This window comes from Bhargavaea beijingensis (genome assembly GCF_900101985.1).
Taxonomy (GTDB): domain Bacteria; phylum Bacillota; class Bacilli; order Bacillales_A; family Planococcaceae; genus Bhargavaea; species Bhargavaea beijingensis.
Genome location: NZ_FNAR01000019.1, coordinates 1 through 14,034, shown reverse-complemented (window position 1 = coordinate 14,034; position 14,034 = coordinate 1). Strand labels below are relative to the sequence as shown.

Here is a 14,034-nt window from a genome sequence, read left to right as displayed (position 1 = left end):
ACTATGGCGTCAACGGCTGCAACACTGAAACGGGCGCCGGATCCCGTTTATCCGGTCATGTTCGCCATCGGCGGATGCCACCTTTTGAACGATGCCATTTCCGCCGTCGTGCCGGCAATGTACCCGATATTGCAGGCAGAAAATGGCTACAGTTATGTTCAGTTGGGCCTGATCACTTTTGTGCTGCAGATGCTGTCATCGGTCATGCAGCCGGTGATAGGGATCATCAGCGACAAAAAACCGCGCCCGTTCATGTTGCCGGCAGCCATGGCGCTCGCCTTCATCGGAATTCTGCTGCTGGCATTTTCACCCGAATACTGGATGCTTCTTATCGCGTCCATGTTCCTCGGCCTCGGTTCGGCGATTTTCCACCCGGAAGGATCCCGCGTGGCCTATCTGGCAGGCGGGGCAAAGCGCGGCATGTCCCAATCCATCTTCCAGGTCGGCGGCAACAGCGGACAGGCCCTGGCACCGGTCATTACGGCACTGATTCTCATCCCGCTCGGGCAGGCGGGGGCCGCCTGGTTCCTGATTCTTGCAGCGGCAGGGGTCCTCATCCTGGCCCGTGTCGGTCGCTGGACAAGCAATCGACTCAGGGAAGAGAATGAAGCAGCTGAAGGCAAGAAACGCCGGATTTCCGGTGTTTCCGGCCTGACGCCGGGAAAAATCAAAGCCGGCCTCACGCTGCTCCTGATTGTCATCTTTGTCCGGTCATTCTATGTGGTGAACATGCAGGGCTACTACGTCTTTTACCTGACCGGCGAATACGGGCTGACCGTCCGCCAGGCTCAGTATTTCATTTTCATGTTCCTTGCACTCGGCGCAGCCGGAACCTTTTTCGGCGGGCCTTTCGCGGACCGGTACGGCAGGAAGCGGGTCATCGCGGCCTCTGCCCTAATTCCGATCCCGCTCGCCGTTGCGCTGCCTCACCTGCCGATCTGGCTGGTTGCGCCGGTGCTCGGTATCGTCGGATTCGTGCTCATGTCCAGCTTCTCGGTCGCTGTCGTTTATGCCCAGGAGCTCGTGCCGGGGAAAATCGGAACGATGGCCGGCCTGACCGTCGGCTTTGCCTTCGGCATGGGCGCAATCGGTTCGGTCGCGATCGGTGCCTTCATGGATTTGGCAGGGGTCTATACGACCATGTTCATCATCAGCCTTTTGCCGATTCTTGGGCTGGTCTCCCTATACTTGCCGGATGAACGCCAGACTGCGCCTTTGTAAAAAGTGGCATTCACAACAGAACGCAGTCCATAAGGCATCGGAAAACGCTTCCCGTTTTCGGTGAATTCCGTTTATTGAAGTCTTGCTTGAAAACTTCTGTTGCCGTGATATACTAAGCCCAACCAATATCAGACGCTCATATAATCGCAGGGATATGGCCTGCAAGTTTCTACCGGCCCGCCGTAAACGGGCTGACTATGAGAGGCAGAGGAAATCGGGATGGGGGGACAGCCCCCGTCTTGTTTCTTTTCCACCGGAATCACTCAGCCGGCGGCCGTGCCCCTCAAAAGGGCATCGGCCGCCGGTTTTTCGGTATCATGCCAGTTGAGCGCCGTGGTAAACAAACGGGAGGAATCATGTTGAAACAGCTTCATGAAAAGATCTCTATAGAAGGACGTGTGCTCTCGGAAGAAGTGCTGAAGGTGGACTCTTTCCTGAACCACCAAATCGACCCCGGGCTTATGCAGGCAATCGGGGAAGAATTCTCCCGCAGGTTTAAAAATGACAGAATCACCAAGATTCTGACCATAGAATCGTCAGGCATCGCGCCATCTGTCATGGCCGGGCTGATCATGGGGATTCCGGTCGTCTTTGCCAGGAAGCGGGCGTCGCTGACCCTCACGGAAGGTTTGATCAGTGCGGAAGTCAAATCGTTCACCAAGCAGACGGTGAACACCATCTCTGTTTCCGGTGAATATATAACCGCGGATGACAGGCTCCTGATCATCGACGACTTTCTGGCAAACGGCCAGGCAGCCCTTGGCCTTCTGGAAATTGCAGATCAGGCCGGAGCGTCGGTCGCCGGAGTGGGCATCGTGATTGAAAAGGGATTCCAGCAGGGCGGCAGGCTGCTCCGCAGTCAAGGCGTGCGGGTCGAATCACTCGCCATCATCGACTCTCTTGCGGACGGCAAAGCCGTTTTCCGTGAGGAGGCCGAAACACGATGAAGCAGGGGATCCGTGAAACGACGCTTGGTATCCAGCATCTTCTCGCAATGTATGCGGGCGCTGTCCTCGTGCCCCTCATCGTGGGCGGCGCCATCGGACTCAGTGCCGAACAGTTGACTTATCTGGTCGCGGTGGACATTTGCCTGAGCGGGGTGGCAACATTGATGCAACTCGCCTCCAACCGCTTCTTCGGCATCGGACTGCCGATCGTGCTCGGTTGCACATTCACGGCGGTCGGTCCGATGATCGCCATCAGCGGCGAGTATGGCCTGTCGGCACTTTACGGCTCCATCATTCTTTCCGGTTTGTTCATTGTGCTGATCAGCCCGTTCTTCAGCATGTTGAGGAAGTTTTTCCCGCCGATCGTCACTGGTACGGTCGTCACGATCATCGGCCTGACGCTCATCCCGGTTGCCATCAATAACATGGCCGGGGGTCAAGGTTCCGCAGACTTCGGGTCGGCCGCCAATGTGACCCTCGCTTTTGCGACACTGATGATCATCATCCTGATTTATAAATTCTCGACCGGTTTCATCCGCGCGATTTCCATCCTTCTCGGCCTGGTGGCCGGAACGCTCATGGCGACGGCAATGGGTATGGTCAGTTTCTCCAATGTCCGCGAAGCATCCATGTTCCATATGCTTGAGCCGTTTTATCTGGGTACTCCGTCAATCGTCTGGCCGGCAGTCATCACGATGTGCCTCGTGAACATCGTTTCCCTCGTTGAATCCACCGGCGTCTATTATGCGCTGAGCGATATTACGGGCAAGAAGATTACGAGAAAGGATCTTTCCCGCGGCTATCGTGCCGAAGGGCTTGCGGTTATGCTCGGCGGCTTCTTCAACGCCTTCCCTTATACAGCGTTTTCCCAAAATGTCGGACTCGTCCAGATGACCGGAGTCAAGTCACGCCGTGTGATTGTTATTACCGGGGTCATGCTGATCGCACTCGGCTTCCTGCCGAAAGTCGCGGCCATCACGACCATCATCCCGACTTCGGTGCTCGGCGGAGCGATGCTTGCGATGTTCGGCATGGTGGCCACACAAGGCATCAAGATGCTGAGCAAATGCATGGGCGAATCTCAGGAAAACTCTCTGATTGTAGCCTGCTCGGTCGGCCTCGGCCTCGGCGTTTCTGTTGTTCCCGATCTGTTCAGCGCTCTGCCGCAAGGCGTGCAGATTCTGACCAGCAACGGAATCGTCGCCGGAAGCTTCACCGCCATTGTGCTGAACATCGTCTTCAACATGCTTCCGTCCAAAGTATCCGTACCGGCAGCCGACCAAAGCACTGATCTCGTGAAAGAAAGCGCGCAGGAAGCTTCCTAAATACAGAATGAACCGCACTGTCCTTTCGGCAGTGCGGTTTCACATTATTAAATCTCAGGATTTCCGATGCGTGGCCCATCGGCTTTTCATTCGTTAGCAAAATAATATCTATCACCGCTCGCATCAGTCTATCCCATCAGTCAGCTAAAGGAATTCAGAAATCCCATCTTGTGCGGGACTGCTAAAATAGATGGGATGCAAAAGGGAGGGGACCGGTATGAAGACATTCAGTAAAACTGTATTCAACGATTATCTGCTGATCCTCTTTGGATCGGCACTTGTAGGATTAAGTTTTAATCTATTCTTGCTGCCCGCCAGGCTGGCTGCCGGCGGAGTATCCGGAATCAGCACCATCATTTATGAACTTTATGGCGCGAACCCCGCTTATGTGCAGTGGCTGATCAACATTCCGCTGTTCATCCTCGCGGTTATCCTGGCCGGGCGGGATTTCAGCATGAAGTCCCTTGTCGGCACTTTATTCGTCCCGTTCACCATCTGGTTGACGGCCGATCTCAACTTAGGGGTTCAAAATCCGCTATTGTCCTCGATTTACGGGGGGATCCTTTTGGGGGTGGGGCTTGGCATCGTCTACCGGGGCAACGGCTCCACCGGCGGGACGGCGCTGATTGCGCAGATCCTGAAAAAGTTTACGGGGATTTCAAGCGGGTTCGCCCAGCTGATCGTGGACGGAGCGGTTGTCCTGGCCTCGGCGTTCGTCTTTGATTTCGAACTTGCGCTGTTCGCCCTGATGGCCATCTATGTAACGAGCAAAGTCATCGACTTCGTCCAGCTGCAGTCTTCGCCTCAAAAACTGATCCTCATCATTACTGAGAGGGAAGAAGAAGTGAGGAAGATCATTCGTGATGAAATCGACCGGGGGCTCACAAAGCTGAAGGTGACCGGCGGACATTCCAACCGCGAACGAACCATGATTCTCTGTGTCGCGGAACAGTCAGAAGCGGTGTACCTGAAAAAAATGCTTAATGAGAAAGAACCTGCTTCCTTTGTTGTTTTCCTGAATGCCTCCGAAATTTTGGGGCATGGCTTTTCAAAAGAAAGAATTTACGAATAGGCCGGCAATCCGCTCAGAAAAGGAAGAGCGGACTGCCGGCTCTTGCTGTTTATGGCTCGACCATTCAGGGAATGGTGGAAATGCGATTGATTTCGGACGGTTTAAGCAATTGCGGAAATGAATTAGTAGGACATTAAGCATTTACAATTGTATAGCCTATTTGATACCTTTAGTAACGAGAATGTCTGATGTCAGACAACATTAATCGATCCGCCTTCCACCCGCGGCGGGCGGATTTGAAATGATAGGGGATTAGTCATGAATATTTTGTGGGGCCTGATGGGTATGGCCGTCGTTCTCGGTATTGCATTTCTTTTCTCAACCGGGAAAAAAGCGATCAACCCGCGGACAATCATCGGCGGTCTTGCGCTTCAGCTTCTGTTTGCGTTTATCGTCCTCAAGTCGGAAATCGGCCGGAAAATCCTGTTGAATGTGACAGACGCCGTCAACAACGTGATCGGCTATGCAGGTGAAGGGATTAAGTTCCTGTTCGGGCCGCTCGGTGACGGCAATGGAGAGCTGGGTGTCATCTTCGCCTTCCAGGTGCTGACCATCATCATCTTCTTCTCGTCTCTGATTTCCGTTCTTTACTACCTCGGAATCATGCAGTGGGTCATCAAACTGCTCGGCGGCGGACTTTCGAAGTTGCTTGGGACAAGCAAGACCGAGTCCACTTCTGCAGCTGCGAATATTTTTGTCGGCCAGACGGAAGCGCCACTCGTGGTCCGTCCGTTCCTGAAGAACATGACCAACTCGGAACTTTTCGCAGTCATGACCGGGGGCCTTGCTTCCGTAGCCGGTTCCACACTGGCGGGATATGCGCTACTGGGCGTTCCGCTCGAGTATCTGATCGCGGCAAGCTTTATGGCGGCCCCGGCAGGTTTGATCATGGCGAAAATCATCATGCCGGAAAAAGAAAAGCCGAAAGATGATGAATTCATCATGGAAAAAGATACGGGTGCGACCAACGTCATTGATGCTGCAGCAAAAGGAGCAGGGGACGGAATGTCTCTTGCACTTAATGTCGGTGCGATGCTTCTCGCATTCATCGCACTGATCGCCCTTCTGAATGGTCTGCTTGGAGGAATCGGATCCTGGTTCGGCGCAGAGGATCTCACGATTCAGAGCATCCTCGGCTATGTGTTCTCGCCGCTTGCGTTCGCTATCGGTGTTCCATGGCAGGAGGCCGTGCAGGCGGGAAGCTTTATCGGCCAGAAGCTTGTGCTGAATGAGTTTGTGGCATACGCATCGTTTGCCCCTCAAATTGCCGAGCTTTCCGATAAGACGGTCATGGTCATCAGTTTCGCACTCTGCGGTTTCGCCAACCTGAGCTCGCTTGCAATTCTGCTCGGCGGTCTTGGTGGGATGGCGCCGGAACGCCGCCCGGACATCGCCCGCATGGGGATGCGTGCCGTGGCGGCGGGTATGCTTGCATCCCTGCTTAGCGCATCGATCGCCGGCATGTTCATGTAATCGTATAAAGGAATTGGAAAAGGGATGCGTCCGCGTAAGCGGAGCATCCCTTTTTTTATTCGGCAATGTTCAGTTGAAGCCAATCGTTTTCCGTTTTTCTCCCCCGTTTAGCTTAAGGGGTTCTTTGCCGCGGTATGAATCCACTCACATGCTAACCCAAGCAACGCAATCCCTACCTGCTATTGCGTCCTTGCGGCCCTATAGCCGCGCCAGCGTGAATGAGTGTCCTCCGCATCATGCGAATGGACGCCAGTTCTAACCGATTCCGTTCAAGATGAAACATCACAAGTTTTAATAATATCAGATGCATGATAACAAGTCAAAGGAAATGTTTTCATATGAGCTGCTGCCCGGCATATTCCCTGTAGACCGGATGGGAGTCCAATAACTCCTGATGGGTTCCTGTTCCGGTCACTCGTCCATCTTCAATGAAAATGATGCGGTCGGCATCAACGATTGTGGACAGTCGATGGGCGATGGCAAATGTCGTGCGCCCGGCCATGAGGCGTTGAAGGGCTTCCTGGACAATCCCCTCCGAATGGCTGTCCAGGCTTGCCGTCGCCTCGTCCATCATGAGGATTTTCGGATTTCTGAGAAACGCCCGGGCAATGGCGATGCGCTGTCGCTGGCCGCCGGAAAGCCGGATGCCGCGCTCACCGATTTCGGTGTCGAGTCCGGAAGGGAAACTTTTGATGAATTCCGAGGCGAACGCCATATCTGATGCCTGCCGGATTTTTTCTTCAGAGATCTTGTCCTGTTCAAGGCCGTAGAGAAGGTTATCCCGGATCGTGCCGGACATCATCGCGCTTTCCTGCGGGACATAACCGATCTGGCTCCGCCAATTATCGAGTGACAGGGCAGCGATCGGTGTATCCCCGACGCGGATGACCCCGCTGTCCGGTTCGTAGAACCGTTCAAGCAAAGCGAACATCGTGGATTTGCCTCCGCCGCTCGGTCCGGCGAAAGCGATCATTTCACCCGGATTCGCGCGGAACGAAATGTTTTTGAGGATCGGCTCTTCGGGTTGGTAGGAAAAGCTGACATCTTCCACGATGATCGGGAGACCTGAAACATCCACATTGGCCCCGTTCTGTCCCGGCTCCGGCTCAAGGCAGAGGATCTGGATAATTCGTTCCGTGGCTCCCTTGGCTTTCTGCAGTTGCGTAAAGAACATGGCGAACGTCGTAACAGGAAAGACAATCTGGAAAAGGTACAGCAGGAAAGCGACCAGCGTGCCTGTGGACATCGAGCCGTCCGCGACGCGCATCCCCCCGTAGACGATGATGAACGCGATGACCACCCACATGATCAGGCCCATCAGCGGGCCGATGATCGCGTTGATCCTCGCCTCCCGGAGTCCGAAGTCAAACAGCCTATGAATCCCGCCTGTGCCTCTTTTCTCCTCATCTTCTTCGGCGTTCGATGCCTTCATCAGGCGGATTTCACTGATGGTCTGCTGAATGCTGCCGCTGAAGGCAGCGGTTTCGTCCTGCATACCGCGCGAAATCTTGGCCATGCGGCGGCCGAGGGGAATCATGAGCGCCATTGTGACCGGGATGGAGATCAGCATGACGAGTGTCATCTGCCAGTCGAGGATCAGCAGCAGAACCACCGCGCCGATAATGGAGATGATGCCGCTGATAAACTGCGGTACATGGTTCGAGATGAGTTCCTTTACGATCCCTGTATCATTGATGACCCGGCTGACTGTTCCGCCGCTTGTCTCCGCGTCGAAATGAGAGACCGGAAGCCGGAGCAGCTTGCGCCACATTTTCCCCCGCAAGTCCGCGACGAGTTTCTGCCCGGTGTAACTCAGGAGATAAGTCGAGATCCCGTCGATGACAGTCTGGATGAGAAATGCGGCAACAATGGCCGCAATCAGCATGGGGCTGAGGGTTGCCAGGGAAAACCCGTCCACCAGCTGTTTGGTAAGAAGTGGAATGGCTAGCCCGACAATGGTTGTAATGAGAAAACCGGCGATTCCGACGCCGAACGCGGCTTTTGGAATGCCTGTGGAGCGGATCAGGCGGATAAACGGCTTTAGCCCGTCCTGTTTTTTAGAGTTTGTTGGTGCCATAAAACCGGCTCCTTTCCAATCGATGCTATCTATACGTCATGATAGGCCATGAGGTTCCAGTCTGTCAGAGCACAAGCACATTCAGTTTTTTCAGCCTTCAGGGTATTTTCCTTTTTTATGGTATAATGAAAGGCATTGTGCAGTTTCGGACGGGGGGATGGACATGCGCTGGAGGGGGCGGCTCATTGCAACCGGCATTGTTGCGCTGTTCAACATCATGCGTTATTTCTATTATCATGTCTATTATGAATTGCCGTTCGACGGCACGTTCTTTTTGCTGACGGCAGTTTTTCTTGCCGTCGCCTACACAGTCGGTTACCACTATGACCGTGCCGATTATCTGTCGGGACGGGATCCGCTGACAGGTGCCCACAATTGCCGCTCGCTGATTGACCATGTCAGAAAACTGCGGCTTTCTGGATATCCCGGGTACGCAGTTGTCCTGTTTGATCTTGACGACTTCAAAGAGATCAACGATACGTATGGGCACGAAGCCGGTGACGCCGTGCTTCGGGATTTCGCAGACACTCTGACGGATTTCATCGGCAGCCGGGGAATCATCGCCAGGTGGGGAGGGGACGAAGTCCTCGCCATCTCCAAGGATGCCGATGAGGATTTTAAAATCCATGGCGCCGAAGAGATTACAGCCCGGATGAATTCACTCGGGTATGCCGGAGGCCGGTCAATCGGCGTGTCATTTGGCATTGCGGTGGCACCAGCGGACGGCGTGGACCTCGAGTCTCTTGTTGATGCGGCGGACCACGCCATGTATGTCAATAAAACAGGCAGAAAGAGTCAAGTCTGAACACTTGTCGGATCTTCCTGCATCGTATAGGATAAAAAAAGAATTTCAACGGAATGAGGCAGGATATACAATGAAACAATCGATTTACGGTTTGACCTTCGAACAGCTTCAACAATGGATGGCAGAATACGGCCAGCAAAAGTTCCGTGCAGCACAGGTATGGGACTGGCTGTACAAGAAAAGGGTCAAGTCTTTCGATGAAATGAAAAACGTCAATAGGGAATGCCGCGAGATTCTCGACGGGGCGTTCACCATCCGGACAATGGACATCGCGGTCAAACAGGAATCCGCGGACGGCACGGTCAAGTTCCTTTTCCGCCTGGCGGACGGCAACCTGATCGAAACGGTCCTGATGCACTTCAGCTACGGGCAATCGGTCTGCGTGACCACACAGGTCGGCTGCAACATCGGCTGCAGCTTCTGTGCGAGCGGGCTTCTCCGCAAAAGCCGGGACCTGACCGCCGGCGAAATCGTCGAGCAGATCATGAATGTCCAGGAGCATCTTGACCGGCTCGGCAAGGGGGAGCGGGTTTCCAATATTGTCGTCATGGGCATCGGCGAGCCGTTCGACAACTACGACAACCTGATGAACTTCCTCCGCGTCGTCAACGACGGGAATGGGCTCGGCATCGGGGCGCGCCACATCACCGTCTCGACAAGCGGCCTTGTGAAGGGCATCCGCAAGTTTGCCGACGAGGACCTGCAGGTCAACCTCGCGCTATCGATCCACGCGCCGAACAACGAGCTGCGCACGGAAATCATGAAAATCAACAAGGCGTTCCCTCTTGAGCAGGTCATGGACGCCATCGATTACTTCCTGTCGAAGAAAAACCGGCGCATCACGTTCGAATACATCCTCCTTCACGATGTAAATGACCACGTCGAGGAAGCGCAGCAGCTGGCCAAGCTTCTGCAGAACAAAAAGCACCTCAGCTACGTCAACCTGATTCCGTACAATCCGGTTGAAGAGCATGACCGCTACAGCCGCAGCACTCCTGAGGCGATCGCCGCGTTTGAAAAGACGCTGAAAGCCAAGGGCATCCAATGCGGCGTCCGCCACGAGCAGGGCACCGACATCGATGCGGCATGCGGACAGCTCCGCAGCAAACAAATCAAAAAGGACGTCTCCTGACGCTATCGGCACGGAATTCATTTTCTGTGCTTTTTTCTTTGCCCGGATTCCGGTATCGTTGAAGGGAAGAGGGGGAGTTGTTTATGAAAGAGGGAAATCAGATATTCCGCTCCGCGGTCCGTGCCGATCTTGAGGGGATTGTCGGGATGCTGGCGGACGACCATCTGGGTCGAACGCGTGAAAATCCTGATCTGCCGCTTGAGCGTTCATACGAAGAGGCGTTCCTCGCCATTAGCCAGGACCCGAACAATGAACTGATCGTGGCAGAGAGAAACGGAAACCTTGCAGGTGTCCTGCAGCTCACGTTTCTCCCATCCCTCACGTACAGGGGAAGCTGGCGGGCGATGATCGAGGGCGTCAGGGTCGCTGCCTCCATGAGGGGCAGCGGTGTCGGCGGGGGACTGATCCGCCATGCCATCGGGCTTGCGGAGGAAAAAGGATGCAGGCTTGTCCAGCTCACTACCGACAAAGGCCGTCCGGATGCCGTCCGGTTCTACGAAAGCCTCGGATTCTGTACAACGCATGAAGGCATGAAGCTGCGTCTGGATAAGGGGGATGGGATAGAATGAAATCAATTTTCGCTTTTGAAACGCCGGGGGAAGGGGAAGTTTACGAAGCGACGGTCAAACGGCTCATGATGCGGCTAGGTTCCTACAAAGCGTTTCTCTGCAATGCGTTCGGGCTGACTGAAGTGCCGAAGGCGGTAGTGTGGACTAGCAGCAAGTTGGCTACCGATGTGTTCGGACATGTCCTCATTCCTGCATATACGAGAGAAGAGCTGATTTTCATGTGTCCGGACCAGGTCGTATGGAAACGCATCATGCTCGAACAGATGGACGGGGAGGACCTTCCGGATGTGAGGGTATTTTATGAATCGGCAGGCGAAGCGCAGCTGCTGGATATCCTCGCCCATGAACTGACCCATCATCTGGACCAGTTCCCCGACGAATTTGAGGACGAGCGCACGGATGCGATCTGGTTTGAGGAAGGCATGTGCTTTTATCTGCCCAGAAGGCATTTGCTCGGCGATCCATACTTCAATGAAGTGACAGCTGCAGAAAAGTCCCTTTACGATGCGCTGAAACATCGCTACGGCAACCATTCGATTGATGACTTTGGAGCGGCCTCCTACAAAGGAACGCTCCCCTCCATCATGTTCGACTACTGGCGCAGTTTTTTGGCGGTCTGTGAACTCGTCGAGAGGGAAAACGGGAGCGCTCATGCGGTGTTCCGAAAATACAACACGTGGCATGAAGAAGGCAGAGAGCAACCCCTGGCCGAATACTTTGGAATAGAACTCTAATTGAACTGAACATTCCGACTTTAATAGTTTCTGTCATAAACGGGACCGCGCCACATATGTATATATAGGCTGCGGTTCTATTTCTAGGTGTCCTGGAACATGATTTCCGGTATAGAGGAGATAGAACTTGAAAAGTTCTGTGCTTTCTGACAATATAGAAAATGGCAGGAAGAAAGCGCATACAAGAAAGGGAGGAATGAACAAATGGTAGAAGTGATCAAATCCCGGGTTTATGCGAAGCCGAACACGGAAGGTGCAAAAGTCAACTTTCGCGAGAAGTATGACAACTATATCGGAGGCCAGTGGGTGCCTCCTGCAAAGGGTGAGTACTTCGACAACATCACACCGGTGACAGGCCAGGTGTTCACGCAAGTGGCGCGTTCCACAGAAGAGGACATCGAAAAGGCGCTTGACGCCGCGCATGCCGCCAAGGATGCCTGGGGCAAGACTTCCGTCCAGGAGCGGTCCGGAATCCTCCTGAAAATCGCGGACCGTATGGAAGAAAACATCGAGAAGCTGGCCGTCGCGGAAACATGGGACAACGGCAAGGCGGTCCGTGAGCCGCTGAACGCTGACATTCCGCTGGCCATCGATCATTTCCGTTACTTCGCGGGCGCACTTCGCTCCCAGGAGGGCGGCATCAGCCAGGTGGACGAAAATACGGTCGCCTATCATTTCCATGAGCCGCTCGGTGTGGTCGGGCAGATCATCCCGTGGAACTTCCCGATCCTTATGGCGGTCTGGAAGCTCGCGCCGGCACTTGCGGCAGGAAACTGCGTGGTCCTGAAACCGGCCGAGCAGACACCGGCCTCGATCATGGTGCTGATCGAGCTGATCGAAGATCTGCTTCCTGCAGGCGTCGTCAACGTCGTCAACGGGTTCGGTTTGGAAGCCGGAAAACCGCTTGCCTCCAATCCGCGCATCAGCAAAATCGCATTCACCGGGGAGACGACGACCGGCCGCCTGATCATGCAGTATGCGTCCCAAAACCTCATTCCGGTCACGCTCGAACTGGGCGGCAAGTCGCCGAACATCTTCTTCGAGGATGTATTCGATGAAGACGATGCGTTCCTCGACAAGGCGGTCGAAGGGTTCGTCATGTTCGCGCTGAACCAGGGCGAAGTGTGCACCTGTCCGTCCCGCGCTCTGATCCAGGAATCCATCTACGACAAGTTCATCGAGCGCGCCATCAAGCGCGTCGAGGCGATCAAGACCGGCAACCCGCTGGATCCGGACGTCATGATGGGTGCCCAGGCATCCAACGAACAGCTGGAGAAAATCCTCTCCTACCTGAAGATCGGAAAAGAGGAAGGCGCAGAATGCCTGACAGGCGGCGAGCGCAACTCGCTGGAGGGTGACTTTGAGGAAGGCTACTACGTCAAGCCGACGGTCTTCAAAGGCAATAACAAGATGCGCATCTTCCAGGAAGAGATCTTCGGGCCGGTCGTGGCGGTCACCACGTTCAAGGACGCCAAAGAAGCCCTTGAAATCGCGAACGACACGCTCTACGGTCTCGGAGCGGGCGTCTGGTCCCGCGACATGAACACCGCCTACAAAATGGGCCGCGGCATTCAGGCGGGCCGTGTATGGACGAACTGCTACCACGCCTACCCGGCACACGCGGCATTCGGCGGATACAAAATGTCCGGCATCGGCCGAGAAACGCACCAGATGATGCTCTCGCATTACCAGCAGACGAAGAACCTCCTCGTCAGCTACGACGAAAGCAAACAGGGCTTCTTCTGATCCGGGAGGAGGGTTCCGAATGGTCGAACGCGTAACCGCAACGGATGAAGCGATCGGACTGATCCGGAAACTGCAGGGAAAGCACGGGCCGGTCATGTTCCACCAGTCCGGGGGCTGCTGCGCGGGATCATCCCCGATGTGCTACCCCGAAGGCGACCTGCTGATCGGCAGCCAGGACGTCCTCCTTGGCGAAATCGGCGGCGCCAAGTTCTACATGAACAAAAACCAGTATGACTACTGGAAGCACACCCAGGTCATCATCGACGTCGTAGACGGACGCGGCGGCATGTTCTCCCTGGAAGGGGTGGAGGGGAAGCGATTCCTCTCCCGATCACGGGCTTTTACAAAAGATGAGACCGAAGCGCTCGGGATTTAATAGTGACTCCCGCCATTCTTGGAATGGCGGGATTTTTCATTTGACGCTTTCTCTAATTTGGAGTCCCAAAAATGCGGAGGGCGCAGCATGACATCACGTTAATAGTGATCGATCCATGAAGATTGGGGAAGAAGGCAACGCAGCTGATCATCGTGCAAGATCAGACACAATATTATACAGAACATAAAAAAACAGGCCCTTTAAAAAGGGCCTCAGACTGTAGACAAAACGGACCCAAAAGAAATCTTTTTGGGTCCGTTTTGTCATTTTCGTGGATATTTCGCATGTTTTTTCCCATCCCCCCCCTTGGAATGACCGGCCGTCAGGCCGGTTCCGGTGACTCCCAGGTCCAGCAGGCCAATCTTTTCAGATTTAAGGCAGCAAAAGTAAGCATCGCCTGCATGGACATTTTTTCCTTCCCGCGAAGGGTTGTCCATCGCATGCCACACTTCTCCTTGGCATCTCCGAAACCGCGCTCTACGGTCTCTTTCCGCCTTGCATAGATTTCTTTGTTCTCCGGGGTGAGCCGAATGGCCTCTGCATGATCGAGGTAGTCC

13 protein-coding genes and 1 riboswitch are annotated in these 14,034 nt (G+C 54.5%); of the genes, 11 read left to right on the top strand and 2 right to left on the bottom strand.

Annotated elements, in window-relative coordinates:
* The first annotated feature begins 3 nt into the window (after nt 1–3).
* From BLT01_RS12045 to BLT01_RS12025, 5 genes are all read left to right on the top strand, one after another.
* Nucleotides 4–1,221 (top strand): MFS transporter, encoded by a 1,218-nt coding sequence (locus tag BLT01_RS12045; RefSeq protein ID WP_092098110.1) that lies wholly within the window; start codon nt 4–6, stop codon nt 1,219–1,221.
* Nucleotides 1,222–1,337: 116 nt separating this feature from the next.
* Nucleotides 1,338–1,439, top strand: a riboswitch (purine riboswitch).
* 141 nt (nt 1,440–1,580) lie between these two features.
* Entirely contained in the window at nt 1,581–2,168 is a 588-nt protein-coding gene (locus BLT01_RS12040) for a xanthine phosphoribosyltransferase (RefSeq protein ID WP_092098171.1), read from the top strand.
* On the top strand, nt 2,165–3,493 hold the full coding sequence (locus BLT01_RS12035) for a nucleobase:cation symporter-2 family protein (RefSeq protein WP_092098109.1): 1,329 nt from the start codon (nt 2,165–2,167) through the stop codon (nt 3,491–3,493). Before BLT01_RS12040 ends, BLT01_RS12035 begins: the two co-directional genes overlap by 4 nt.
* A 217-nt stretch (nt 3,494–3,710) precedes the next feature.
* On the top strand, nt 3,711–4,565 hold the full coding sequence (locus tag BLT01_RS12030) for a YitT family protein (protein ID WP_092098107.1): 855 nt from the start codon (nt 3,711–3,713) through the stop codon (nt 4,563–4,565).
* A gap of 258 nt (nt 4,566–4,823) precedes the next feature.
* Nucleotides 4,824–6,038 (top strand): NupC/NupG family nucleoside CNT transporter, encoded by a 1,215-nt coding sequence (locus BLT01_RS12025; RefSeq protein ID WP_092098105.1) that lies wholly within the window; start codon nt 4,824–4,826, stop codon nt 6,036–6,038.
* A gap of 334 nt (nt 6,039–6,372) precedes the next feature.
* Here the strand turns inward: BLT01_RS12025 and BLT01_RS12020 are convergent, their stop codons facing one another.
* Entirely contained in the window at nt 6,373–8,115 is a 1,743-nt protein-coding gene (locus BLT01_RS12020) for an ABC transporter ATP-binding protein (RefSeq protein ID WP_092098102.1), read from the bottom strand.
* A 163-nt stretch (nt 8,116–8,278) separates the two neighbouring features.
* Here BLT01_RS12020 and BLT01_RS12015 point away from each other — a divergent pair, with 163 nt between their 5' ends.
* From BLT01_RS12015 to BLT01_RS11990, 6 genes are all read left to right on the top strand, one after another.
* A complete protein-coding gene (locus BLT01_RS12015) occupies nt 8,279–8,920 on the top strand; it encodes a GGDEF domain-containing protein (RefSeq protein ID WP_176765141.1) in 642 nt (213 codons plus the stop codon).
* Nucleotides 8,921–8,990: 70 nt separating this feature from the next.
* Nucleotides 8,991–10,052, top strand: coding sequence for a 23S rRNA (adenine(2503)-C(2))-methyltransferase RlmN (gene rlmN, locus BLT01_RS12010; protein WP_092098098.1), 1,062 nt, complete (start codon nt 8,991–8,993; stop codon nt 10,050–10,052).
* A gap of 83 nt (nt 10,053–10,135) precedes the next feature.
* Entirely contained in the window at nt 10,136–10,621 is a 486-nt protein-coding gene (locus BLT01_RS12005) for a GNAT family N-acetyltransferase (RefSeq protein WP_092098096.1), read from the top strand.
* On the top strand, nt 10,618–11,355 hold the full coding sequence (locus BLT01_RS12000) for a hypothetical protein (protein WP_092098094.1): 738 nt from the start codon (nt 10,618–10,620) through the stop codon (nt 11,353–11,355). The genes BLT01_RS12005 and BLT01_RS12000 overlap by 4 nt, the downstream gene beginning before the upstream one ends.
* Nucleotides 11,356–11,559: 204 nt before the next feature.
* Nucleotides 11,560–13,101, top strand: a complete 1,542-nt coding sequence (gene adh, locus BLT01_RS11995) for an aldehyde dehydrogenase (RefSeq protein WP_092098092.1) — start codon at nt 11,560–11,562, stop codon at nt 13,099–13,101.
* Nucleotides 13,102–13,120: 19 nt separating this feature from the next.
* Entirely contained in the window at nt 13,121–13,477 is a 357-nt protein-coding gene (locus BLT01_RS11990; RefSeq protein ID WP_092098090.1) for a DUF779 domain-containing protein, read from the top strand.
* A gap of 322 nt (nt 13,478–13,799) precedes the next feature.
* Here the strand turns inward: BLT01_RS11990 and BLT01_RS11985 are convergent.
* Nucleotides 13,800–14,034: transposase (locus BLT01_RS11985; RefSeq protein ID WP_143020593.1), on the bottom strand; the 235-nt coding region annotated here is incomplete at its 5' end.

What these genes read in the sequence shown, in the direction of transcription:
- BLT01_RS12045 (WP_092098110.1), top strand. Translation starts at nt 4, where the DNA reads ATGGCGTCAACGGCTGCAACACTGAAACGGGCGCCGGATCCCGTTTAT.
- BLT01_RS12035 (WP_092098109.1), top strand. Translation starts at nt 2,165, where the DNA reads ATGAAGCAGGGGATCCGTGAAACGACGCTTGGTATCCAGCATCTTCTC.
- BLT01_RS12030 (WP_092098107.1), top strand. Translation starts at nt 3,711, where the DNA reads ATGAAGACATTCAGTAAAACTGTATTCAACGATTATCTGCTGATCCTC.
- BLT01_RS12025 (WP_092098105.1), top strand. Translation starts at nt 4,824, where the DNA reads ATGAATATTTTGTGGGGCCTGATGGGTATGGCCGTCGTTCTCGGTATT.
- BLT01_RS12020 (WP_092098102.1), bottom strand. Translation starts at nt 8,115, where the DNA reads ATGGCACCAACAAACTCTAAAAAACAGGACGGGCTAAAGCCGTTTATC.
- BLT01_RS12015 (WP_176765141.1), top strand. Translation starts at nt 8,279, where the DNA reads ATGCGCTGGAGGGGGCGGCTCATTGCAACCGGCATTGTTGCGCTGTTC.
- rlmN (WP_092098098.1), top strand. Translation starts at nt 8,991, where the DNA reads ATGAAACAATCGATTTACGGTTTGACCTTCGAACAGCTTCAACAATGG.
- BLT01_RS12005 (WP_092098096.1), top strand. Translation starts at nt 10,136, where the DNA reads ATGAAAGAGGGAAATCAGATATTCCGCTCCGCGGTCCGTGCCGATCTT.
- BLT01_RS12000 (WP_092098094.1), top strand. Translation starts at nt 10,618, where the DNA reads ATGAAATCAATTTTCGCTTTTGAAACGCCGGGGGAAGGGGAAGTTTAC.
- adh (WP_092098092.1), top strand. Translation starts at nt 11,560, where the DNA reads ATGGTAGAAGTGATCAAATCCCGGGTTTATGCGAAGCCGAACACGGAA.
- BLT01_RS11990 (WP_092098090.1), top strand. Translation starts at nt 13,121, where the DNA reads ATGGTCGAACGCGTAACCGCAACGGATGAAGCGATCGGACTGATCCGG.